The sequence below is a fragment of the Streptomyces sp. NPDC051452 genome (assembly GCF_044454765.1).
Lineage (GTDB): Bacteria > Actinomycetota > Actinomycetes > Streptomycetales > Streptomycetaceae > Streptomyces.
Genome location: NZ_JBITEB010000002.1, coordinates 836,212 through 858,626, shown reverse-complemented (window position 1 = coordinate 858,626; position 22,415 = coordinate 836,212). Strand labels below are relative to the sequence as shown.

The window sequence follows — 22,415 nt, the reverse complement described above, 5'->3', positions numbered from 1 at the left end:
ATGAGCTATGATCCGTACCGTCGCCGCCGGTCGATCATCGACCGGCGCCCGTCCATCCCCGTAGGAGCCCATGCGTCCCGACCGTGAACCCGCCTGGACCCCACCCGCCGACCTCGAGGAACAACCTCGGCAGGTGCGGCGCATCCTCAGACTGTTCCGCCCCTATCGCGGCCGGCTGGCCGTCGTCGGCCTGCTCGTCGGCGCCTCCTCGCTGGTCTCGGTGGCCACACCGTTCCTGCTGAAGGAGACCCTGGACGTCGCGATCCCCCAGGGTCGCACCGGCCTGCTGAGCCTGCTCGCCCTCGGCATGATCCTCAGTGCCGTGCTGTCCAGCGTCTTCGGTGTGCTGCAGACGCTGATCTCGACCACCGTCGGCCAGCGCGTCATGCACGACCTGCGCACGGCCGTCTACGGCCGGCTGCAGCGCATGTCGCTCGCCTTCTTCACCCGGACCCGCACCGGCGAGGTGCAGTCCCGCATCGCCAACGACATCGGCGGGATGCAGGCGACCGTCACCTCCACGGCCACCTCCCTGGTCTCCAACGCCACCAGCGTGGTCGCCACGGTCGTCGCGATGATCGCCCTCGACTGGCGGCTCACGATCGTCTCGCTGCTCCTGCTGCCGGTGTTCGTGTGGATCAGCCGCCGGGTCGGCAACGAACGCAAGAGAATCACCACCCAGCGGCAGAAACAGATGGCCGCGATGGCCGCCACCGTCACCGAGTCGCTCTCGGTCAGCGGCATCCTGCTCGGCCGGACCATGGGCCGCTCCGACTCGCTCACCGCGGCCTTCGCCGAGGAGTCCGAGGGCCTGGTCGACCTGGAAGTGCGGTCGAACATGGCCGGGCGCTGGCGCATGGCCGTGATCACCATCGTCATGGCCGCGATGCCCGCCATCATCTACTGGACCGCCGGCCTCGCCCTCCAGTTCGGCGGCCCCGAGGCCTCCCTCGGCACCATCGTCGCCTTCGTCTCGCTTCAGCAGGGCCTGTTCCGCCCGGCGGTCAGCCTGCTCGCCACCGGCGTTCAGATCCAGACCTCGCTCGCACTCTTCCAGCGCATCTTCGAGTATCTGGACCTGCCGATCGACATCACCGAACGCGAACGGCCCATCCGTCTCGACCGGGTCAAGGGCGAGGTCCGCTTCGAAGGCGTCGAATTCCGCTACGACGACAAGGGCGGCCCGGTCCTCGGCGGCATCGACGTCACGGTGCCCGCCGGAGGCAGCCTCGCCGTCGTCGGCCCGACCGGCGCCGGCAAGTCCACGCTCGGCTATCTGGTGCCCCGCCTCTACGACGTCACCGGCGGCCGCGTCACACTGGATGGTGTCGATGTCCGGGATCTCGACTTCGACACCCTCGCCCGCGCGGTCGGAGTCGTCTCGCAGGAGACCTACCTCTTCCACGCCTCGATCGCCGACAACCTCCGCTTCGCCAAGCCGGAAGCCACCGAGGCGGAGCTGCACGCGGCGGCCGAGGCGGCGCAGATACACGACCACATAGCCGCGCTGCCCGACGGCTACGACACCGTCGTGGGCGAGCGCGGCCACCGCTTCTCCGGCGGCGAGAAGCAGCGCCTGGCGATCGCCCGCACCATCCTGCGCGACCCGCCGGTCCTCATCCTCGACGAGGCCACCAGCGCGCTCGACACCCACACGGAAGCCGCCGTCCAGGAGGCCATCGACGCCCTGTCGGCCGACCGTACGACGATCACCATCGCCCACCGCCTGTCCACGATCCGCGGCGCCGACCAGATCGTGGTCCTGGACTCCGGGCGCGTCGCCGAACTCGGCACTCACGACGAACTGCTGGAGCGCGATGGACGGTACGCGGCCCTGGTGCGCCGGGACGCCCAACTGGAACCGGCCGGCTGAAGCGCCGAACGAAAACCTGACAATATGCCGGGTTTGCGGCGGTATGAGTAATACGGTGCCCGTATGCAGATGAAGACTTCGCCACGGAGCATGATCCGGCTGACCCGCCGAGGCAGACTCCTCCTCATCGTGGCCGGCGCCGCCGTCGTAGCCGGTGCCGCGGCGGCGGTGCCGCTGCTGGCGTCGCACGGAGGGCACCAGGAGACGAAGGCCGCCCCACCCACCCTGGTCATCCCGGAGGGGTGGCGCGCGAGCCAGGTGTACGACGCGGTGGACAAGGTCCTCAAAGTGCCCTCGGGCACCACCCGCAAGTCCATCGGCAGGGCCGGGCTCAAACTGCCGGGCGAGGCGGAGGGCAACCCGGAGGGCTATCTCTTCCCGGCGACCTATCCCGTGCCGAAGGGGTCGACCCCCGAGTCCCTGCTCCGCTCCATGGTCGACACAGCCGGCAGGAGATTCACCGCGGCGCCGACCACGGCCGGAGCCCAGCGCACCACGATGAACCTCTACCAGGCGGTCACCATCGCCAGCATCGTCCAGGCCGAGGCCGCGACGAAGGCGGACATGGGCAAGGTCGCCCGGGTCATCTTCAACAGGCTGCAGAGCGGAATGCCGCTGCAGATGGACTCGACCATCAACTACGCGATGGACCGCGTCACCGTCCACACCAGCCAGGACGACACCCGTATCGAGAGCCCCTACAACTCCTATCAGCGCATGGGGCTCCCACCGACACCGATCGACAATCCGGGCGAGGAGGCGATGCGTGCCGCGTACAACCCGACGCCCGGCAACTGGCTGTACTTCGTCACCGTCAAGCCGGGGGACACCCGCTTCACCGACGACTACGCGACCCACACGCGCAATGTCGCGGAGTTCAACGCCCTCCACCAGGCCGCGGGACAGCCGCAGGTTCCCGGCCCGCAGCACTCCCCGGCGCCCTCGCAGCCCGCGGTCGGCTGAGCCGACGGGACGTCACGCGGCGGCGGGCCGTGCGTCGGCCGGCAACCGCCTGATGTCCCGGACGGCCGCCCGGCCGGCCCGGTTCGCGCCGATGGTGCTGGCCGAGGGGCCGTACCCCACGAGGTGGACGCGCGGATCGGCCACCACGCGGGTGCCCTCGACCCGGATGCCGCCGCCCGGCTCGCGCAGCCGCAGCGGGGCGAGATGGTTGAGAGCGGCCCGGAACCCCGTGGCCCACAAGATCACATCGGCCTCCACATGCCCGCCGTCATGCCAGGCGACGCCGTCCGCGGTGATGCGCTCGAACATCGGCCGACGGTCCAGGACACCGTCCGCGAGGCCCCGGCGGACGGCGTCACCAAGCGGCAGCCCGGTGACCGAGACCACACTGCGCGGCGGCAGCCCCTGCCGTACCCGCTCCTCCACCAACGCGACCGCGGACCGGCCCGCCTCCTGGTCGAACGGGCCTTCACGGAACACCGGGGGGCGCCGGGTCACCCAGGTGGTCGCGGCCGCGTACGGGGCGAGCTCCAGCAGATGCTGGGTGCCCGAGGCGCCGCCGCCGACGACCACGACCCGCAGCCCGGCGAACTCCTCCGGGCCGGCATACCGCGCCGTGTGCAACTGTCGCCCGCGGAAGGTCTCCTGGCCCGGCAGGCGCGGCCAGAACGGCCGCTCCCATGTCCCGGTGGCGTTGATCAGCGCCCGTGTCGACCAGACGCCGTCCGAGGCCTCCACCAGCAGCCGCCCGTCCTCGCCCTCACGCACCGCCCGCACGTCCACGGGCCGGCGCACCGGCAGGTCGAAGGCACGCTCGTAACGGTCGAAGTACTCGCTGATCACCTCGGCCGACGGCCGGTCCGGGTCGGCGTCGGTCAGTTCCATGCCGGGCAGCGCGTGCATCCCGTGCACCTTGCCGTACGTCAGCGAGGGCCACCGGAACTGCCAGGCGCCGCCCGGCCCGGGGGAGTGGTCCAGCACCACGAAGTCACGGTCCGGCTCGAAGCCGGTGCGCCGCAGATGGTAGGCGCCGGCCAGTCCGGCCTGGCCGGCACCGATGACCACCACGTCGACCTCGCGAGTTCCGTTCACGCTCCCCCCAACAGGAAGCGGCGCGCGGATCTTCCCGGCCGCTCACGTGGCGAGGCCCGCTCCCCATCCGCGGGCCGCCCCCGTCCGTGGGTCGCCCCCGTCCGTGGGTCGCCCCCGTCCGCGGGCACCTCCCCGTCCGAGGGCCGCTCGCCGCCGACGGACTGCTCGCCGTCGGAAGGGAAGGGTTGCTCGCCGTCGGAAGGGCTGCTCAGCGCCCGCCGGCCACCAGCAGGGGTGCCCCGGCTGGGGCGGTCGCACGGTCGAGCAGGCCGCGCGCCGCCAGTTCGGGGATCACCCCCTCCCCGAACCAGTACGCCTCCTCCAGATGCGGATAGCCGGAGAGGACGAAGTGCTCGATGCCGAGGGCGTGGTACTCCTCGATCCGCTCGGCCACCTCGGCATGGCTGCCGACCAGGGCGGTGCCGGCGCCGCCGCGCACCAGACCGACTCCCGCCCACAGGTTGGGGTGGATCTCCAGCCGGTCGCGGGAGCCGCCGTGCAACTCCAGCATCCGCCGCTGCCCCACCGACTCACTGCGCCCGAGGGCGGCCTGCGCGGCAGCGACCGTGTCGGCGTCCAGGTCGTCGAGCAACCGGTTCGCCGTCGCCCAGGCCTCCGTGGCGGAGTCCCGCGAGATCGTGTGCAGCCGGATCCCGAAGCGGACCGTGCGGCCCTCGCGCTCCGCCAGCGACCGGATCCAGTCGATCTTCTCCTTCACCTGGGCCGGCGGCTCGCCCCAGGTCAGATACACATCCGCGTGCCGCGCCGCGACCGGACCGGCGGCCGGTGAGGAACCGCCGAAGAACAGCTGCGGCACCGGGTCGGGAGGCAGGGCGGCCAGAGCGCCCTCCACCTCGTAGTGGGAGCCGCGGAAGTCGAACGGCTGCCCGCCCCACACCCCGCGCACCACCGAGAGGAACTCGTCCGTGCGCTCGTACCGCTTGTCGTGGTCCAAGTGGTCACCGAAGCGCCGTTGCTCGGCGGAGTCGCCGCCGGTCACCACGTTGAGCAGCAGCCGCCCCCGAGTCACCCGCTGATAGGTCGCCGCCATCTGCGCGGCCAGCGTCGGGGAGAGCAGTCCCGGCCGGAACGCCACCAGGAACTTCAGCCGCTCGGTGTGCTGGGCGAGGGCGACGGTGGTCAGCCAGGCGTCCTCGCACCAGGTGCCGGTCGGGGTCAGTACCGCCTCGAAGCCCAGCCGCTCGGCCGCCTTGGCGATCTGCGCCAGATACTCGATGTCCGGAGCGCGCACCCCGGCGGTCCCGCGCGCGTCGTTGCGCCCATAGGCGTGCCGGTCCACCAGGGTGCGGCCGTCACCGCCCGTCGGCAGGAACCAGTGCAGTCGTACGGTCATGCCGTTCTCTCCCTCGTCAGCCCCTGGCCGGGGTCGTCGACGGCGGGAGGCCGCCGTTGTACCGCGTGTCGACGAAGCGGGCGAAGTCCACCTTCTTCGGGATGAGCTTCAGCCGTGTGAACGCGTCGGCGATTTGCTGCTCGGAGGCGACCAGCGGCTTGTCGACGGCGACCGCGACCCGGCTGGAGTTGGAGCGCTTCACCGAGGCGAGCGCCACCTCGTAGGGCAGACCGGTGTCCTTGGCCCACACCTTGGCCCAATCGTCCTGGTGGTCGTAGACCCAGTCCTGTGCCCGGCGCAGACGGTCCAGGTAGTCCTTGATGGCGGCGGACTTCTTCTTGTCGCGCAGAGCGGTGGGCGCGGCCACCTGGAAGGTGAGCCCGTTGGTGATGCCGTCACCCGTGGTCAGCACGCGCCCCCGCTTGGTCTCGAGGATCTGCGAGGTGTACGGGTCCCAGACCGCCCACGCGTCGACCTTGCCGGAGGTGAACGCGGCCAGCGCGTCGGCCGGTTGCAGGTACTTGACCTTGACGTCGGCCGGGCTGAGCCCGGCCGCCTTGAGCGAGGCGACCAGCTGGAAGTGTGCGGAGGAGCCCTGGGCCACCGCGATGGACCTGCCCTTGAGCTGGTCGGGCGCGGTGAGCTTCGAGCCGTTCGGCACGAGGATCGCGTCCCCCTTGGACGTGCCGTGCCAGGCCGCCACCACCGAGATGTCGGAGCCCGCGCCGGCGGCGAAGACGGGAGGGGTGTTGCCGACACCGCCGACGTCGACGGCCTTGGCGTTGACGGCCTCCAGCAGGGGAGGCCCGGAGGTGAACGTCGACCACTTGATCTTGTACTTCAGGTTCTTCAGCTCGCCGGCGGCCCTCAGGACGGCTTCCGAACCGCCTTTCTGGTCACCGACGTTCAAGGTGACGGAGCCCTGTCCGTCGGTGCCGGTGCCGGTACTGGCGGACGAGTTCCCGCCGCAGGCGGTGGGCAGGAGGGCCAAGGGGAGCAGTGCCGCGGCGGGGACGAGTCGTCGTCGCATGAGGCTTCCGTTCAGGTGCGTGTGGAAAGGGGAATCAGGGGGCTTCGGTGGCGGTGTCGACGCCGAGCCGCTCCAGCAGGCCGGCCCGGAGCCGGGCGAAGCGGGGGTCGGTGATCGCGCGCGGCCGCTCGAGGTCGATGCGCTGCTCGTGGGCGATCCGGCCACCGTCCATCACCAGGACGCGGTCGGCGAGGGCCACGGCCTCCTCGACGTCGTGCGTGACCAGCAGCACGGCGCAGGCGCGGCGCTGCCACAACTCCCCGACCAGGCGCTGGGCCTTGATCCGGGTGAGCGCGTCGAGTGCGCCGAACGGTTCGTCGAGCAGCAGCAGGTCGGGCTCGCGCACCAGCGCGCGGGCGAGCGAGGCGCGCTGTGCCTCGCCACCGGAGAGGGTCTTCGGCCAGGCGTCGATCCGGTGGCCGAGCCCCACCTCGTCCAACGCCTGCTCGGCGACGGCGCGTTGCGGCCTGCCGGGCAGTCCCAGCAGCACATTGCGCCACACCCGCTTCCAGGGCATGAGCCGGGGTGCCTGGAAGGCGACCGCTCGACGGCGGGGGACCAGCGCGGTGCCCTGGATGTCCCGGTCGAGTCCGGCCAGGATGCGCAGCAGGGTGGACTTCCCGCAGCCGCTGCGGCCGAGCAGGGCGACGAACTCGCCCGCAGCGATGTCGAGTCGGAGGTCGTCGATGACCGCGCGGCCGTCGAAGGAGCGGGTCAGCCCCTCGACGTGCACCGCACGGCCCGTCGGCCGGCCCGCCTCGCGATGCGCCGGTTGCGCGGCCGGGTGGGTCACCGCCTCGGTCACCTCGGGGTTCACCGGCCGGTGAACGTCGGTCGCCATTGCAGCAGCAGCCTTTCGAGAGAGCGGACGACGAAGTCGGCCAGCAGGCCGAGGAAGGCGTAGACGATCAGGCAGACCACGATCACGTCGGTCTGCAGGAAGTCCCGCGCCTGCACCATCAGGAAGCCGATGCCCGCGTCGGCGTTGACCTGTTCGGCGAAGACCAGCGCGAGCCAGGCGATGCCGAGCGAGTACCGCAGCCCGGTGAGCGCGCCGGGCAGCGCCCCCGGCAGTACCACGTGCCGGACCAACCCCCATCGGGACAGGCCCAACGACTCTCCGGCCTCCACGAGTTGGGAGTCGACTCCGCGAATGCCGGCGTAGACGTTGAGGTAGAGGGGGAAGGTCACACCGAGGGTGATGATCGCGGTCTTCGGTGCCTCGCCGATGCCGAACCAGATGATGAACAGCGGGATGAGGCCGACGAACGGCACTGTGCGCAGCATCTGCACGGGGGCGTCCACGAGGTCCTCGCCCACCCGGAACAGCCCCGAGATCAGGGCGAGTCCGGTGCCGATCACGGTGCCGAACAGCAGCCCGAACGCGACGCGGCGCAGCGAGGTGGCCATCGCCGACGGCAGTGAGCCGTCGCGGACGAGATCCCAGCCGACCTGCGCGATCCGGCCCGGCGAGGCGAGGACGTCGGACGTCAACACCCCACTGGAGCTGAGGACTTGCCAGAGGACCAGCAGCAGAAGCGGGCCGGAGGTCCGGCGCAGCCAGCGGGGTACGCGGGCCCGCCGGGTGGAGCTGGGCGTCACGGGCTGGAGGTCGTGAGGGGCCTCTCGAGGCTCCTCCGGCCCAGGACTGCCAGGCTTGGATATGCCGGAAATATCTGGCTCTGGAGAGTGGGGTGGGGCATGACTGACACTCATGAACGCTCCACGAGGGAGAGGGCGGGCGAGCGTGCGGTTCCGCTGGGGCCGTGCCCGACTCGAGGTCGGGTCAGGAGCGGAAGCGGGGCGGCAGTGCCTCCGGGCCTGCGGACGGCAGGGTGAAGGTGTGAGCGAGCCCGCCGAACAGCGGGCTGGTCAGGAAAAGGGCGTCAGCGGCCGCGACGACACGCGGCGGAGGCCACCCGCAGCAGGTCGATGTGACCGCGCGTGGTGAGCAGGGCTGAACGCAACATGCGGGTGAAAGTAGTCAGCCCGGTACGCCAGGGTCAACGGCGTCTCGACCTATGGACTCCGTGTATCAGGAACGGTCGTTTCCGTAGGGTGTGAAACTCCGCGTATGGGTCAGGATGGGGGCATGTCAGATGCCTTCACCACCCGAACGCTGAGCGTCTCCACCGGCTCCCGGGAGCGCGTCGTCGACCTCACCGAGGACTGCGAGGACTTCCTGCGGGAGGCCGCGGCCGGCCGCGACGGCCTCCTCAACATCTTCGTCCCGCACGCCACCGCGGGGATCGCCGTCATCGAGACGGGCGCCGGCAGCGACGACGACCTCCTCGCCGCCCTGCACACCCTGCTGCCCGCCGACGACCGATGGCAGCACCGGCACGGCAGCCCCGGCCACGGCCGGGACCACGTCCTGCCGGCCTTCGTCCCGCCGCACGCCACCCTGCCGGTGATCGGCGGCCATCTGGAGCTGGGCACCTGGCAGTCCGTGTGCCTGGTGGACACCAACCGGGACAACCCCGACCGGCACGTACGGCTGAGCTTCCTGGGCTGAACCCCGGTCGGCACCCTCCCGGGGCGGCCCGGCGGACGGGGAGCGGGAAAGAGCGCGCCCCCAGCGCCATGGAGCTCGGCGGTAGGGGCGTGGGCGTCAGTGGCGCCGGGCGGTGCCCAGGGTCAGGGGCGCGGCTGCTCGGCGCGCTCGGCGTCCCTCTTCTTGATCCTCGCCGCTTCCTTGCGGACGTCGGCCTGGGTGGCACGCTCCTTCTCCAGCCACTCCGGCCGCTCCTGCTTGAGCGCCTCGATCTGCTCGGTGGTCAGCGCCTCGGTGATCCCGCCGCGTGCGAGACCGGCGATGGACACCCCCAGCTTCGCCGCCACGACGGGACGCGGATGCGGGCCGTTCTCCCGCAGCTCACGCAGCCACTGCGGGGGATCGGCCTGCAGCTCGTTCAGCTCGGCGCGCGAGACCACACCCTCCTGGAAGGAGGCGGGGGTGGCGGGGAGGTACACACCCAGCTTCTTGGCCGCGGTCGCGGGCTTCATCGTCTGGGTGCTCTGCTGCGAACTCATGAGGTCCAGGGTATCGGCCAAGTGCGGGGGGCCCGACCACGGCCGGTAACCTGGCCTGGTGACAGGCTCGGAGGAATCATCGTCGTTCCGGCTCGCGTACGTCCCCGGAGTGACCCCCGCCAAGTGGGTGAAGGTCTGGAACGAGCGCCTGCCCGGCGTTCCGCTCACCCTCGTGCAGGCGCCCGTCGCCGAGGCGGTCGAGCTGCTGCGCGCGGGGGAGGCCGACGCGGGTCTCGTGCGACTGCCCGTGGACCGCACCTTCTTCAGCGCCATCCCGCTGTACACCGAGACCACGGTGGTGGTCGTCCCCAAGGACCACCTGATCACGGCGGTGGACGAGGTCAGCCTGGCCGACCTCGCCGACGAGGTGGTCCTCCATCCCCTCGACGACGTCCTCGGCTGGGAGCGCCCACCCGGTGAACCGGCCTTCGAACGGCCCGCGACGACTCCGGACGCGATCGAGCTGGTGGCGGCGAACATCGGCCTCCTGCTCGTCCCGCAGTCCCTGGCCCGCCTCCACCACCGTCGGGACCTCACCTACCGCCCCGTCGTCGACGCGCCCCAGTCGAGCGTCGCCTTGTCCTGGCCGGAGGAGGCCACCACCGACCTGGTGGAGGACTTCATCGGCATCGTCCGCGGCCGCACCGCCAACAGCACGCGGGGGCGTACGCCGGCGCGGGCCGAGGCGGAGGTTGAGCGAGGGGCCAAGCGGCCGGAGCAGGGCGGCGCGCGGCAGAAGAAGCCGGGCGCGGCGAAGGCGACGGGCGCCAAGCCGGCCGGCCGGGGCGCGCACGGCCGCTCGGGCTCCGGAGGGGGAAAGCCGGCCAAGCGGGGGAAGCCGCGCCGCCGGTCGTGACCGAGCGGGGCGACCGGCGCCCGTGGCCGAGACCGCCTCTCAGCCGCTCTGGCCGACCTTTCCTCGGCTCCGCCGTCGCCGAGACCGCCTCTCAGCCGCTCTGGCCGACCTTTCCTCGGCTCCGCCGCCGCCGAGACCGCCTCTCAGCCGCTCTGGCCGACCTTCTCCTCGGCTCCGCCGTCGCCGGAACCCCGCCGCACCGGCTCCACGGCCCGCTCCGGCTGGGGATGCGCCTGGCGTTCACGCATGTCGGCGACCGCCAGCACCATGGCGACCAGGATGAATCCCACGGCGGTGAGCAGACCGAGCTGGATCGCGGTGGTGGAGCGCCCGTCGGCGAGATGGGCGAAGTACACCGCGCCCACCACGGCGATCCCGGCCGCCGAGCCGACCCGCTGCCCCGTCTGCAGCACCCCGCCGGCCGCGCCGGCCCGCTTCACGGGGACGCGGGTGAGGGTCAGCGTCGTGTTGGGGGAGACGGCGAGACCGGAGCCGATGCCCCCGACGAGCATCGGCAGAGCCGTGGCCCAGCCCACGCCGTCCCCGGGCACCACCTGCACGGCGGCGACCACACCGAGCAGCCCCAGCGCCACCCCGCCCAGTCCGATGACGACCAGCTTGCGGCCGTAGCGCACCACCAGCCGGCCCCCGAGGGCGGCGCCCACGGCCGAGGCGGCCGCGAAGGGCAGGACCGTGACGCCGGCGGCCAGCGCGCTGTAGCCGACCGTGTTCTGCAGATACAGCGTGAAGACGAAGAAGACCGTGGTGAAGCCCGCGAAGTAGGTGAGGCTGACCAGCGCGCCGAGCGTGAAGGAGCGCAGGGAGAACAGGGCCAGATCGACCAGCGGGGCGCGCCCGCGCCGCCCCTGCCGCCTCTCCCAGGCCCAGAAGGCGCCCAGCAGCAGTGCGGCCACCGGCAGCAGGGCCCACTTCGCCCGCCCGTGCCACTGCTGCTCCTGCACCAGCGGCAGCATGACCGCGAGCACGCCGGAGCCGAGGAGCAGCACCCCGAAGAGGTCGAACTCCTCGCGCCTGCCCGCCGACGCCGGGAAGCGGGGGAGCAGGCGCAGACCGGCGGCGAAGGTGGCCACCCCGATCGGCAGGTTGACGAAGAACACCCAACGCCAGCCGTGGTCGGTGCCGACCGCGTTGATCAGCAGGCCGCCCGCCAGCGGACCCACGGCCGTGGACACGCCGATGACGGAGCCGAGCAGGCCGAAGGCCTTGGCGCGCTCCGAGCCCTGGAACATCTGCTGGATCAGGCCCGAGGTCTGCGGCGCGACCAAGCCCGCCGCCGTGCCCTGGAGCAGCCGGAACAGCACCAGCCAGGAGGCGCCGGGGGCCAGACCGCAGGCCGCCGAGGCCAGCGTGAACAGGGCGAGCCCGAACAGGAAGGCCTGTCGTCGGCCGCGCATGTCGCCCAGCCGCCCCGCCGGTACCAGCGCCAGCCCGAAGGTGAGCGCGTACCCGGAGACCACCCAGGACTGCGCGGCCTCGGAGGCGCCCAGCCCGTGTTCCATGGAGGGCAGGGCCACGTTCACGATCGAGGTGTCGAGCAGCGAGATGAACCCCGCGGTCAGACAGACCCCGAGCGCCTTCCACCGCCGGTCGTCGGGGGCGGGCCGGGCCTGTTCTGTGGTCATGTGGTCACGCTAAGCAGCCGTGGCCCACCCCGCACCCCGGGATCCGCCCCCACCCAGGGCCTTTGGGTGCCCGCCGCCCTCGTACTCACCGGCGCGCGGCGGTGTCCCGGAGCCACGCGTACGCCGACCGGGCCGTGAACTCCTCCTGGCCGCCGCGCACCAGCAGGTCGGCCGTGGCGAACGCGGGCGCGTCCGCCTGCGCCGCCACATAGGGGACCGCGACGCACCGCATCCCGGCCGCGTGCGCGGCGGCCGCGCCCGGTGCGGCGTCCTCCACGACCAGGCAGTCGGCCGGGTCGGCCCCGAGTCGCCGGGCCGCCTCCAGGAAGACGTCGGGTGCCGGTTTGCCGCGCGGCACCTCGTCGGCCGAGACCACCGTGCGCAGGAAGGGGGCCAGCTCGGTGCCGGCCAGGATCGCCGTGATGGCCTCCGCCGGGGAACCCGAGGCGACCGCCATGGGCACCCCCGCCGCCGCCAGCAGCTCCACGAACGCCCGCATCTGCGGGTAGGCGCGGGTACGCGCGCGGGCGAGCGCCAGATAGCGCCGGTTCAACGCGTCCAGCAGGTCCTCGGCCGAGGCGCGCAGACCGTAGCGCCGCCGCCAGATCGCCACGGACTCGCGGGTGCCGATACCGACGTAGCCCTCGTGGTCCGACCAGGTGAAGTCCGGGACGCCATGCTCGGCCAGGGTGCGTCGGCTCGCCTCGAAATAGTTCGGCTCGCTGTCCACCAGCGTTCCGTCGAGATCGAAGATGACCGCGAGGGCGCCGAGATCGCTCATGCCGTTCAGGATGCCAAGGCGCGGACCGGGACCCGGGTCAGGCGCGGGCCGTCCGGCCGACCGACTCCACCAGTGGCAGCAGCCGGTACGGGACGCGCTCCCGCAGTGCCACTTCGGTACGGGTGCGCACCACGCCCGGCAGGCTGATCAGCTTCTGGATCACGTCCTCCAGATGGGCGTTGTCCCGGCCTACCACGCGCGCGAGCAGGTCGCCGCCGCCCGTGATCGAGAAGGCCTCCACGATCTCCGGTACGGCTGCCAGCGCGTCGCCCACATCGTCGAGATGGCCTTGGGTGACCTCGATGTGCACGAACGCCAGCACCGGATGGCCCAGCGCGGCGGGGGAGAGGGACGGACCCGTACCGGTGATCACCCCGTCCCGCTCCATGCGGTCCAGGCGGGCCTGGAGGGTGCCGCGGGCGACACCGAGGATGCGCGCGTACTCGCGCACGCTGGTGCGCGGCTGCTCCAGAAGCAGCCGCAGGATCCGGGTGTCGAGCGCGTCCACAGCCATGATCGGTGACTGTACCAATGGCCCAGCACCCCGGCCGCTACCGGGCCCCTCTGACCTGGGCCGTTGGTATTCCAGGCAGAGACCCGGCTACCCGGACACTGATCCAATGGCCCTACGAATCGGGCCAGACTTGAGCCAGTGACACCGAGGATGCTCTCATGGGCGGGTCGATGGCGCTGCGGACCCCGCGGCGCCTTTTCCGTGCCGGTGTTTCCCCAGGGGAGGGCAGCAGTGCTGAAGAGGGTGTTCATGGCTCCGGACCCGGGGCGGGCGCGCCTGCGCTTCGCCGCGCGGGCGGTCCTCGGCATCGCGCTGGCCGTCGTGGTCTGCCTCGCGGCCGGACACTCGCTCGTCGGCGGGGTCACCGGTGGCCTGGCCGCGCTCCTCGCACTGTTCACCGTCGCCGACCCGACCGTGCGCGGCCAGGCGGTCACCACCGCGCTGCTCCCCGTCACGGGGATGCCGGTGCTCGCCGTCGCGGCCGCGCTGCACGACCAGCCCGTGGCCCGTGACCTCGCCTTCCTGGCCGTCGTCGGCGCGGGCGTGTACGCGCGCCGCTGGGGTCCGCGCGGGCACAGCCTCGGCGTATTCGCCTTCATGACGTTCTTCGTGGCCCAGTTCGTGCACGCCACCGTGGACCAGCTGCCCGAGCTGTACGCCGCCGTCCTGCTGTCCGTGCTCAGTGCCGCCGTCGTCCGCTTCGGCGCGTGGTGCTACGAGCGCCGACTGCCCCCGGCCGTCGTCCCGGCGCCCGAGACCGGGACCGGACTGGCCCGGGTCACCACCCGGCAGGCGCTCCAGGCGACCACGGGCGCCGGGTTCGCGCTGCTGGTCGGCCAGCTGGTGTCCGGACAGCGCTGGTACTGGGCCGTCGGTGCCACCTGGTGGATCTTCGTCAACACCGCCTCCCGCGGCGAGACGCTGGTGCGCGGCTTCCGGCGGGTCCTCGGCACCGTGTTCGGCATCGGCCTCGGCTTCCTCGTGGCCCTGCCCGTGCACGGCGCGCCCGTGCCGACGCTGGTCCTCGTCGCGATCGCCGTCTTCGGCATCTTCTACACGGCGGCCCTGTCGTACACCTGGATGATGCTCTGGGTGACCCTGCTCGCCGAGATGCTCTACGGCCTGCTCGGTGTCCTCGATCCCGGTCTGCTGGCCCTGCGTCTGGCCGAGACCGGCGTGGGCGCGCTCGGCGCCGCCCTTGCCGTGCTGTTCGTCGTGCCGGTCACCACCCACGCCACCACGGACGCCTGGATCCAGCGCGCCCTGCGCTGCGTCCACGCCTGTACGGCCGAGACCGCCGCCCGGCTCGCGGGCTCGACCACGGCCGACCCGGCGCCGCGCGTCGCCGAACTGGAGCAGCTGCTGGGCCGGGTCCGGCTCTCGGTGGCGCCGCTGGTGCACCCACTGCATCCGACGCCGGCCCGCAAACGGCGCGCCCGCCGGGTACTGGCGCTGCTGGACGACTGCGCCCGCGAGGTCCGCGGCCTGGTGGCGGTCGCCGCCGACCCGGAGGCCTCCCACGACGACCGCCTGGCCGCCGCCTGCTGGCGCGTGCAGGCCGCCGTGGAGGCACTGACCGTAGGGGACGCCCAGCCGCTGCGGCATGCCGCCGACCCGCCCGCCGAACCCGCTCTGGCCCATCTGCACGGCCTGGAACGCGCCCTCGCCGACCTCGCCGAGCCGCTGCGCGCCTCCTCGGGCTCGCGGCTGGTCGGAGCCTGAGCCCCTTCGCGCTCACCGGCCCCCGGCCACCTGGCTGGCGGCTCCACGCCGTTCGGGCCCAGGCAAAGAACTGCCCAAGCCACCCCGGCGTCCCTCTCTTGGTCTAGACCGCGGTGATCGACTGCTACCGTCGGCCCGACCGGCTCGACTGGCTCGATCGAGAGGGGACAGCGTTGGCACAGGACGACAAGGCGGACAGGACCCGGGCGTTCATCGGCTCGTTCACGGCGGCGGGCGGGCCCGGCCTGGTGACCGCCGACGTCGCGCCGGACACCGGGGCCCTCACCCTCGTGGCCGCCGTGAAGGACGTACCCGACCCCTCCTATCTGGGCCTCGCGCCGAGCGGCGACTGGCTGTACGCGGTCAGCGAGACGGCCGAGGGGGCCGTCGCCGCCTACCGCCTGGGACGCGACCGGCCCGAACTCGCCGGGCCGCTCGTGCAGGTGGACGGCAGCGGACCCACCCACCTCGGCCTGTACGACGGCCACGTACTCACTGCCAACTACGGCTCCGGCAGCGTCACCGCCGTGCCCGTGCGCTCGGACGGCACCCTCGCGGCCAAGCCCTCCGGCGTGCTCCAGCACACCGGCTCCGGTCCGCACGACCGACGCCAGCGGGGCCCGCACGCCCACCAGGTGCAGGCCGACCCCACCGGGCGCTGGGCCGTCAGCGTGGATCTCGGCACGGATTCGGTCCGGGTGTGCGCCCTCGAACAGGGTGCCCCCGTCCTGCACCGGGAGTTCGCCCTGCGCCCCGGCTCCGGCCCCCGCCATCTGGCCTTCCATCCGGACGGCGAGCACGCCTACGTGGCGAACGAACTCACCCCGACCGTGACGGTGTGCCGTTGGGACGCGGCGGACGGCTCGCTGCAGCCGCTGACCGAGGTCCCCCTGCTGCCGGGCGCCCCGGCGGGCGACGCCTACCCCTCGGGCATCGTGGTCTCGCCCGACGGCCGCTTCGTGTGGGCCGCGACCCGTGGCGAGGACGTCCTGTCGGTCCTCGGCGTCGAGGGCGACGGCCTACGGCTGACCGGCACGGTGCCCTGCGGCGGGCACTGGCCGCGTGCGCTGACCGAACACGCCGGATATCTCTACGCGGCCAACGAGCGCTCCGGAGACGTCAGCTGGTTCGCCGTGGACGAGGCGACGGGGGTGCCCCGCTACGAGGGCTCGGTGCAGGTCACAGCGGCCTCCTGCGTCATCTTCGACTGACTGGTCCGGCTTCCGGTTCGGCGCAGACGACCGCGCGAACCGCGGGAGCGACCGCGGCGGCGCCCGGCTCGGCGCCCGGGAGATGCCTGAGGGCGCGGGGCGGGGGAGTGGGAAGGGGCCCGGCACGGCGAGGGCGGGGGTTCGGCACAGGCGTCGGGACCCAGTGGCCGGGAACAAGGCCGAGGGGCCCGCTCCGGGAACGGAGCGGGCCCCTGTGTCGTACGGATGCCTGGTCCGGTCAGCGGACCGGGGTGCCCTGCGGCTGCTGCGGGGCGATGCCCAGCGCCGTCGTGTACTTGGCGAGCGCCAGCTTGCCGATCGCCGGGTAGGCGCCGAGCGCCTCCGCCGTGGCGCAGCCCGCCTCCTCGGCGGCCGCGGTCAGCAGCGCCGGATCGATCTCGGGGCCGACGAGATACGGCGCGAGGGCCAGCTGCTGGGAGCCGGAGGAGCGCAGCTGCTCGGCGACGGAGGCGATGGAACCCTCCTGGTCGAGAGCGGCGGCCATCACCGGCACGGCCAGGCGCGCGGCGAGCAGCATGCCGGTGATCCCGGCGGCCTGCACGGCCTCCTCGCCGCCCACGGAGGCCAGGATGATGCCGTCGGCGGCGGTGGCCACCGTGAACAGCCGGGCGCGGTCGGCGCGGGCCAGGCCCGCCTCGGAGAGCCGTACGTGCAGCGCCTCGGCGAGCAACGGGTGCGGGCCGAGGGCGTCGGTCAGTTCGGCGGCGACCCGGCTGTCCATCACGGACTGACGAACCTGGCGCAGCAGGGCGCTGTCCGGACCGGCCAGCAGCGGGACGACGACGGCCACCGGGCCGTCGGGCTCCTTGACCTCGACACCCGCCGCGACGGCCTGCTCATAGCGGGCGGTGCGCTCCTCGGCGGCGCGTGCCAGCACCGACCGCAGGGCGGGGAACTCCGCGTCGTCCCCGTCCAAGTACCCGATCCGGGCGTCCAGGCCGGGCAGCTCGGAGCGGGCGATGCTCACGACCTCCTCGGCGAGGCCGCGCGTGGCGGCGGTGGGCGTACCCGGCACCGCGAGGACAAGCGCGGGCGCGCCCTCGGGGGCCACCAGTGGTTCCGGTCGGCGATGCCGTCCGGGCTGGCGGGGTCGCGGCATTCGTACTGGCAGGCCGGACGCGGGTCCAGTGGGGGAGCTCATGGCGCCGCATGTTACTGGCTCATCGGGCTTCCCTGTTCGGGGAGGGTGCAGGTGAGCGGTATCCGTCCGGTTTTGTCTGATGAGTTATGTGCCGCGGACAGATGATTCGGGCACGTGCCGGGCATATGGGGTGACAAGTGGTATCAACCGCCCTTCGGGGGCGTCTCGGTCACCCTCGCCGGGACCACGTGAAGCATCGTCGGTTCACCGGGCAGGGTGAGCCGATCCGTGGCCAGGTCGACCGCGATCCGCACCGAGCCGTGCAGCGGGTCCCCCTCGGCCGGCACCAGCCGCGCGTGCGGCAGCCGGCGCGCCAACTCCTCGCGCAGCGGTACGAGGAGAGGGTCGCCCAGCTTCGACAGCCCCCCGGTGAGCGCCACCTCCGGCGCCGCTCCCGGCGCCCCTCCCCGCTCCTCTTCCCCTGTCCCTTCCGCCGGGCACACGGCCGCGGCCGACTCGGCCATGTGCCGGGCGGCCGTACGCAGGATGCCGGCCGCGACCGGGTCGTGCGGGGCGCAGACGGCCACCTGCGGGGCGAAGGAGGCCAGTACGGCGGCCCGGTCCGCGCGCGGGTACACCAGCCCGGGCAGCCCCGGCATCGGGCCGAACCGCTCCCGCGCGCTCGCCAGCAGCGGGGCGGAACCGCCGTCCCGGCCGTCGAACGCCCGCAGCGCCGCCTCCAGGCCGGCCCGCCCGATCCAGGCGCCGCTGCCGCAGTCGCCCAGCAGATGGCCCCAGCCGTCGGCCCGCCGCCAGCCCCGCAGGTCGGTGCCGACCGCGATCAGTCCGGTACCCGCGGCGAGCACCACACCCGGGCGCGCCCCGAGGGCCCCGGCGTAGGCGGTGACCGCGTCGGCGGCCAGAGCCACCCTTCGTACGTCCAGCTCGCGGACGAGGGCGCCGGGCAGTTCGGCGCGCAGCGCCTCGCCCAGGGTGGCGAACCCGGCGGCACCCACGACCGCCGTGTCCAGCGACTCCACCCCGGCCTCGGCGGCCAGGGCGCGGGCGAGCGGCAGGAGTTGCGCCAGCAGATGGCCGGGATCGATGCCCCGCGCACCCGTACGCACCGGTTCCCGGGTCTCGCCGTGGACCGGGGGCTCGCGCCCCGGTACGCCGACGGCGACCCTGAGGCCGGAACCGCCGGAGTCCACGGCGAGATACCCGGCGGCGGTCATGGCAGGCGCCAGTCCACCGGCTGCCCTCCCTGCTGGATCAGCAGGTCGTTGGCCCGGCTGAACGGACGCGAGCCGAAGAACCCGCGGTCGGCCGACATGGGCGAGGGATGCGCGGACTCCACCGCCGGCAGACTGCCCAGCAGCGGACGCAGATTACGGGCGTCACGGCCCCACAGAATGGACACCAGCGGCTTGCCTCGCCCTGCCAGGGCCCGGATCGCCTGCTCGGTGACCTCCTCCCAGCCCTTGCCGCGGTGGGCGCCCGGACTGCGCGGCGCGGTGGTCAGCGCCCTGTTGAGCAGCAGCACGCCCTGTTGCGTCCAGGGGGTGAGGTCGCCGTTGGAGGGCTGGGGCAGTCCCAGGTCGCCGTTCAGCTCGCGGAAGATGTTGATCAGGCTCGGCGGCAGCGGTCGTACGTCGGGCGCGACCGAGAACGACAGACCCACCGCGTGACCGGGGGTGGGGTAGGGGTCCTGACCGACGATCAGGACCCGCACCTCGTCGAAGGGCTGCTGGAAGGCCCGCAGGACATTGGATCCGGCCGGGAGGTAGGTGCGTCCCGCGGCTATTTCCGCACGCAGGAAGTCGCCCATCTCGGCGATCCGTCCGGCGACGGGTTCCAGGGCCTTCGCCCAGCCCGGTTCGACGATTTCATGCAAGGGTCGTGGTGCCACGGGCGTCACCCTACTTCCCATGGGTCGTCAGATATCGGCCAGTGTGCCTCCCGCCACTGACACACCCCCCTGCGAGCGCGCCTTCGCCCTGGTCACGACCGTGTCCTCGACCTTCGGGGAAGACCGGCGCCGTCCGTTCCCGGATGTGCCTGCGCGAACGAGGCGTCTCGTGCGACCGTCGAGGAGACGGCTCGTCGTGAGCAACGGAGCGATCCCTCCCGTATGGGAGGGCGGTCCGGCCGGTCGGTGCGCTCGTGAGGAGGAAGCCTTTGAAGGCGTTCCGTGGTCCGAAGGTGTGGTGGTGGCGGTGGCGGCGCAACCCGCTCAAGCGCCGGGCGGACGTGGTCGAGGCCTGGGTGGTGCTCGGAACGTGGCTGCTGACCGCCCTCGCCGGGGCGTCGGCGGGGCTCGGCTCGGCCGGTTCCGTGGAGCACGGACTCGCCCGGGAGCGAGCCGCCTGGCGCCCCGTCGTGGCCCGCGTGGTCGAGCGGACGGGCGGAGCGTCCCGCGCGCACAGCCACGCCGCCTCCGGTGAGCGGGTCTGGGCCGAGGTGCGCTGGACCGTCGCCGACGGCACCGCCCGCACCGGCCAGATCAGAGTGAGGGCCGGCAGCAAGGCGGGCACGGCGGTGACCGTCTGGACCGACCCCCAAGGCCATCTGGTCAGCCGTCCCACCAGCGCCGCCGAAGCCACCTTCCGGGCCGCTCTCATCGGAGGCCTGGTCGGCTTGGGCGCGGCCGCCGTGCCCTTCGTGGGCGGCCTCGCCCTGCGCGGCCGGCTGGAGCGCCGCCGCATGGATGCCTGGGACACGGAATGGGCCCGCTTCGGGCCGCAGTGGGGGCGGATGGTCTGACCGTCGCGGCGACGGATGGTCCGACGTCCCGGGGGCGGCCGGCCTCGCCGCCGTTACCGCGACGGGCTGGTGAGGGTGGGCGCCCGTGGACGCGGTGGCCTGATGTACACGGGTAGGCCCTCTCAGGATGCGGCGCCCGGGCCCGCGCCCCTGCCTGCACCTGAGCCCCTGGCCGCTGTCCGTGGCCGCTGTCCGAGCAGGCGGCCGAGCGCCCGGACCGAGGTGTGATCCAAGGGTTCGCGGGACCCGTGCGCCTGCGTGCCCCGCGTCCCGCCTCGTCCGCGTCTACGTCCCGGCCAGCACCGCACGGCACGTCTTCAGCAGCGCCTCGTCCTCGGGAATGGCTCGGATGCCGCCGCTGCCGTGCCGGCGGGCCGTGTGCCGGTGCGGGGAGGCCAGTTCGGCCGCGATCAGGTCCCTCGACGGGGCCGCTGCCGGGCCCATCGTGAGGAGGCACCGGGCGATCGGGCCGCGTGTGCGAGGGGCCTCCACCCAGGCGGCCCGCAGCACGGGCAGCACCGGCTCGGGATCCCCGCCGATCCCCCAGAGCGCGCACGCCGCCGACGCCCGCTGCCGTATCGGCCCCGACCGGGCGGCGCGGTGCAGCTCCGGCAGGGCGGCGCGGGCGGCCGGGCCCAGCCTGCCGAGCTGTCGGGCGGCGAGCCGCCGGTTCACCGGGTCACCCTCGCTTAACTCCCGCAACAGGACGGGGAGTACGGCGTCGACGTCCCCGTCGGCCGACCACAGGGCGCCCGCCGCGGTGGCCGCGTGCCGGGTGTTCAGCAGGGCACGGAGGACCGGTCTCGCACGTCCGGCGGCGCCGAGCGTCTCCAGGGTCCGGATGGCCTGGTCCGTGACCGCCTCCCGGGCGCCCAGGCCGTCGGGCACACCCGACAGCAGCCGCAGCACCTCCGGCACGGCGGCGGTGTCTTCGACGGCACCGACCGCCGACAGCAGCGGGGCCGCGAGCCGGGCGGCGGAGGGGGCGGCCAGGGGGACCCGGCCGAGCCGGTGCCGTAGCGCGGGGGCGAGCGGGGTCGCGGCCCGGCCCAGGTGCGTGAGTTCGAAGCCCAGGTCGGCGGGTGCCTCCGGGCCGGCCAGCAGCTGGGCGAGGACCGGGACCGCCCGTGGATCGCCGCTCCTGACCAGTGCCTTGAGCGGTGAACCCAGGGTGGGGGCGCCACGCTCCCAGCGGTGCGTCCACAGGTCCGGCCGGGTGGCGACCAACCCGTGCAGATCGTCCGAGGCGGGCGCGGCCAGGACAAACATCTCCGCGAGCACCGAGGCCGCCGCCTCCCGCAACCGGTCCGGATCCGAGGCGAGTTGGGCGCCGAGCAGAGTCACGGAGCCGGTGTGGTCGCCACGCCATCCGCGCAACAGCGTCGCCGCCATCCATACGGCGTTGTACCGGTCCACCGGGTCGGGACTGGTCAACTGCCCGGCGAGCAGGGCGGTCCGGTCGTCGATCCGGTCGCCGAGCGCGGTGTGCAAGGTCCGCAGCAGCTGCGAACCCTCCTCGTCGGACGGGCGTAATCGCCGTATCCGGCCCACCAGGGTGTCCGTGCCGGGCTCGCGGGGCGCACGGACCCGGTGCGCGGACCGCTCCCGCAGCAGGCGGACCGCGGTCGGCACCAGGTCGGCGGGCGACCGGCCGGGCGCGCCGAGCGCCAGCTGCCCGAGGGCGGCCAGCCGCAGCCCGGCGGTGTAGGGCGGCGCGCTCTGCTCGGCCAGCAGGTCCACCGCGGCGTCGGCGTGCGCGGGGTACCGGCGGACGAACAGGCCGAGCGCCTCCGTGAGAGCCAGCAGGACCCGGTCGTCGCGCTCGGCCCGGATGCGGCGCCGTAACAGCTCCAGGGCGCGGGCGGGTTCGTCCAGGAAGCGGACCAGCGCACCGGCCGCCGCCGAACGCACCGCCGGGTCCGCGTCCCCGGCGAGGGCGAGGAATCCCTCGGCGCCCGCCCGCACCGCGTCCCGCGCCGTCCACTCGCCCCCCTGCGCGCTTCCCCGGCCCTCGGCACGCCTGTCGCTCCGCGCCGGCCCACCGCTCTCCGTGCTCCCCTCGCTCTCCGTGCCGATGCTGACCAGCAGTTCCACCAGGGCGCCCCGGTCCCGCACCTCCTCGCGGGCCGCGAGCGCGAACAGGAACGGGACGCAGGCGAGCGTCGAGTCGTACACGTTCCCCTGGTGGTGCACGGCGCCGTACATCCCGTCGAGCGCGGTCGCACGCTCGACGGGATCCGTGGACGCCAGCGCCCGTAACCACCCGGGCACCTCCTCCGCACTGCCGTACGCATGTCGCAGCGAGGCCCAGTCGACCTCGTCGATCCCCGTGAACACGTTGTCCTCCCCAGACGAGTGCCACCTGATCGCGAGTCTGCACCACGGCACTGACAGCGGTCCGGAAGCACACGTTGACTGTGTGCGATCCGTCAACTGTCATCGGCCAGCGGCAGCGCGCACGCCGTTCAGGCGGAAGGG

General features: G+C 73.2%; 21 protein-coding genes. 7 read left to right on the top strand and 14 right to left on the bottom strand.

The features are described 5' to 3' along the window. Positions 1–70: 70 nt before the first annotated feature. Positions 71–1,873, top strand: a complete 1,803-nt coding sequence (locus tag ACIBA9_RS09210) for an ABC transporter ATP-binding protein (protein ID WP_399361151.1) — start codon at positions 71–73, stop codon at positions 1,871–1,873. Between the two features lie 63 nt (positions 1,874–1,936). Then, complete coding sequence (mltG, locus tag ACIBA9_RS09205) at positions 1,937–2,836, top strand: endolytic transglycosylase MltG (protein WP_399361149.1); 900 nt, start codon at positions 1,937–1,939, stop codon at positions 2,834–2,836. 12 nt (positions 2,837–2,848) lie between these two features. Here the strand turns inward: mltG and ACIBA9_RS09200 are convergent, their stop codons facing one another. The 6 genes from ACIBA9_RS09200 to ACIBA9_RS09175 all read right to left on the bottom strand — a co-directional run bounded on the left by ACIBA9_RS09200 (position 2,849) and on the right by ACIBA9_RS09175 (position 8,282). After that, entirely contained in the window at positions 2,849–3,928 is a 1,080-nt protein-coding gene (locus tag ACIBA9_RS09200; protein WP_399361147.1) for an NAD(P)-binding domain-containing protein, read from the bottom strand. 208 nt (positions 3,929–4,136) lie between these two features. Further along, a complete protein-coding gene (locus tag ACIBA9_RS09195; protein WP_399361145.1) occupies positions 4,137–5,282 on the bottom strand; it encodes an LLM class flavin-dependent oxidoreductase in 1,146 nt (381 codons plus the stop codon). A 16-nt stretch (positions 5,283–5,298) separates the two neighbouring features. After that, positions 5,299–6,312 carry an ABC transporter substrate-binding protein gene (locus tag ACIBA9_RS09190; RefSeq protein WP_399361143.1) on the bottom strand — a complete coding sequence of 338 codons (1,014 nt, stop codon included), beginning with the start codon at positions 6,310–6,312 and terminating at the stop codon, positions 5,299–5,301. Between the two features lie 34 nt (positions 6,313–6,346). Then, entirely contained in the window at positions 6,347–7,153 is an 807-nt protein-coding gene (locus ACIBA9_RS09185) for an ABC transporter ATP-binding protein (protein ID WP_399361141.1), read from the bottom strand. Next, the gene (locus ACIBA9_RS09180) at positions 7,126–8,028 is read right to left on the bottom strand and encodes an ABC transporter permease (RefSeq protein WP_399361139.1); all 903 of its coding nucleotides are present in this window, start codon (positions 8,026–8,028) and stop codon (positions 7,126–7,128) included. The genes ACIBA9_RS09185 and ACIBA9_RS09180 overlap by 28 nt, the downstream gene beginning before the upstream one ends. 170 nt (positions 8,029–8,198) lie before the next feature. Further along, complete coding sequence (locus ACIBA9_RS09175; RefSeq protein ID WP_313884353.1) at positions 8,199–8,282, bottom strand: putative leader peptide; 84 nt, start codon at positions 8,280–8,282, stop codon at positions 8,199–8,201. A gap of 122 nt (positions 8,283–8,404) precedes the next feature. Between ACIBA9_RS09175 and ACIBA9_RS09170 the strand changes: the two genes are divergently transcribed. Continuing rightward, positions 8,405–8,827, top strand: a complete 423-nt coding sequence (locus ACIBA9_RS09170) for a YjbQ family protein (protein WP_399361137.1) — start codon at positions 8,405–8,407, stop codon at positions 8,825–8,827. Between the two features lie 122 nt (positions 8,828–8,949). Here the strand turns inward: ACIBA9_RS09170 and ACIBA9_RS09165 are convergent, their stop codons facing one another. Further along, on the bottom strand, positions 8,950–9,345 hold the full coding sequence (locus tag ACIBA9_RS09165; RefSeq protein ID WP_362162407.1) for a DUF5997 family protein: 396 nt from the start codon (positions 9,343–9,345) through the stop codon (positions 8,950–8,952). A 58-nt stretch (positions 9,346–9,403) separates the two neighbouring features. Here ACIBA9_RS09165 and ACIBA9_RS09160 point away from each other — a divergent pair, with 58 nt between their 5' ends. Then, complete coding sequence (locus tag ACIBA9_RS09160; RefSeq protein ID WP_399361134.1) at positions 9,404–10,201, top strand: LysR family substrate-binding domain-containing protein; 798 nt, start codon at positions 9,404–9,406, stop codon at positions 10,199–10,201. 143 nt (positions 10,202–10,344) lie between these two features. Here ACIBA9_RS09160 and ACIBA9_RS09155 read toward each other — a convergent pair whose 3' ends face one another. From ACIBA9_RS09155 to ACIBA9_RS09145, 3 genes are all read right to left on the bottom strand, one after another. Beyond that, positions 10,345–11,844 (bottom strand): MFS transporter, encoded by a 1,500-nt coding sequence (locus ACIBA9_RS09155; RefSeq protein ID WP_399361132.1) that lies wholly within the window; start codon positions 11,842–11,844, stop codon positions 10,345–10,347. An 85-nt stretch (positions 11,845–11,929) separates the two neighbouring features. Next, positions 11,930–12,625 carry an HAD family hydrolase gene (locus tag ACIBA9_RS09150; protein WP_399361130.1) on the bottom strand — a complete coding sequence of 232 codons (696 nt, stop codon included), beginning with the start codon at positions 12,623–12,625 and terminating at the stop codon, positions 11,930–11,932. Positions 12,626–12,662: 37 nt separating this feature from the next. Next, positions 12,663–13,139 carry an Lrp/AsnC family transcriptional regulator gene (locus ACIBA9_RS09145; protein ID WP_362162418.1) on the bottom strand — a complete coding sequence of 159 codons (477 nt, stop codon included), beginning with the start codon at positions 13,137–13,139 and terminating at the stop codon, positions 12,663–12,665. 231 nt (positions 13,140–13,370) lie between these two features. Between ACIBA9_RS09145 and ACIBA9_RS09140 the strand changes: the two genes are divergently transcribed. Together ACIBA9_RS09140 and ACIBA9_RS09135 are read left to right on the top strand one after the other, a co-directional pair. Further along, positions 13,371–14,861, top strand: a complete 1,491-nt coding sequence (locus ACIBA9_RS09140; protein ID WP_399361128.1) for an FUSC family protein — start codon at positions 13,371–13,373, stop codon at positions 14,859–14,861. Between the two features lie 173 nt (positions 14,862–15,034). Further along, positions 15,035–16,072: a lactonase family protein gene (locus ACIBA9_RS09135; protein WP_399361126.1), complete on the top strand. Its 1,038-nt coding sequence runs from the start codon at positions 15,035–15,037 to the stop codon at positions 16,070–16,072. Between the two features lie 238 nt (positions 16,073–16,310). Here the strand turns inward: ACIBA9_RS09135 and ACIBA9_RS09130 are convergent, their stop codons facing one another. The 3 genes from ACIBA9_RS09130 to ACIBA9_RS09120 form a co-directional block, all read right to left on the bottom strand. Then, on the bottom strand, positions 16,311–17,234 hold the full coding sequence (locus ACIBA9_RS09130) for a hypothetical protein (RefSeq protein WP_362162426.1): 924 nt from the start codon (positions 17,232–17,234) through the stop codon (positions 16,311–16,313). Between the two features lie 143 nt (positions 17,235–17,377). Continuing rightward, complete coding sequence (locus ACIBA9_RS09125; protein WP_399361124.1) at positions 17,378–18,409, bottom strand: N-acetylglucosamine kinase; 1,032 nt, start codon at positions 18,407–18,409, stop codon at positions 17,378–17,380. Continuing rightward, on the bottom strand, positions 18,406–19,083 hold the full coding sequence (locus ACIBA9_RS09120) for a uracil-DNA glycosylase (protein WP_399361122.1): 678 nt from the start codon (positions 19,081–19,083) through the stop codon (positions 18,406–18,408). Before ACIBA9_RS09120 ends, ACIBA9_RS09125 begins: the two co-directional genes overlap by 4 nt. 269 nt (positions 19,084–19,352) lie before the next feature. Between ACIBA9_RS09120 and ACIBA9_RS09115 the strand changes: the two genes are divergently transcribed. Then, complete coding sequence (locus ACIBA9_RS09115; protein WP_399361120.1) at positions 19,353–19,937, top strand: hypothetical protein; 585 nt, start codon at positions 19,353–19,355, stop codon at positions 19,935–19,937. Positions 19,938–20,222: 285 nt separating this feature from the next. Here the strand turns inward: ACIBA9_RS09115 and ACIBA9_RS09110 are convergent, their stop codons facing one another. Then, the gene (locus tag ACIBA9_RS09110; protein WP_399361118.1) at positions 20,223–22,274 is read right to left on the bottom strand and encodes a HEAT repeat domain-containing protein; all 2,052 of its coding nucleotides are present in this window, start codon (positions 22,272–22,274) and stop codon (positions 20,223–20,225) included. Between the last annotated feature and the right edge of the window lie 141 nt (positions 22,275–22,415).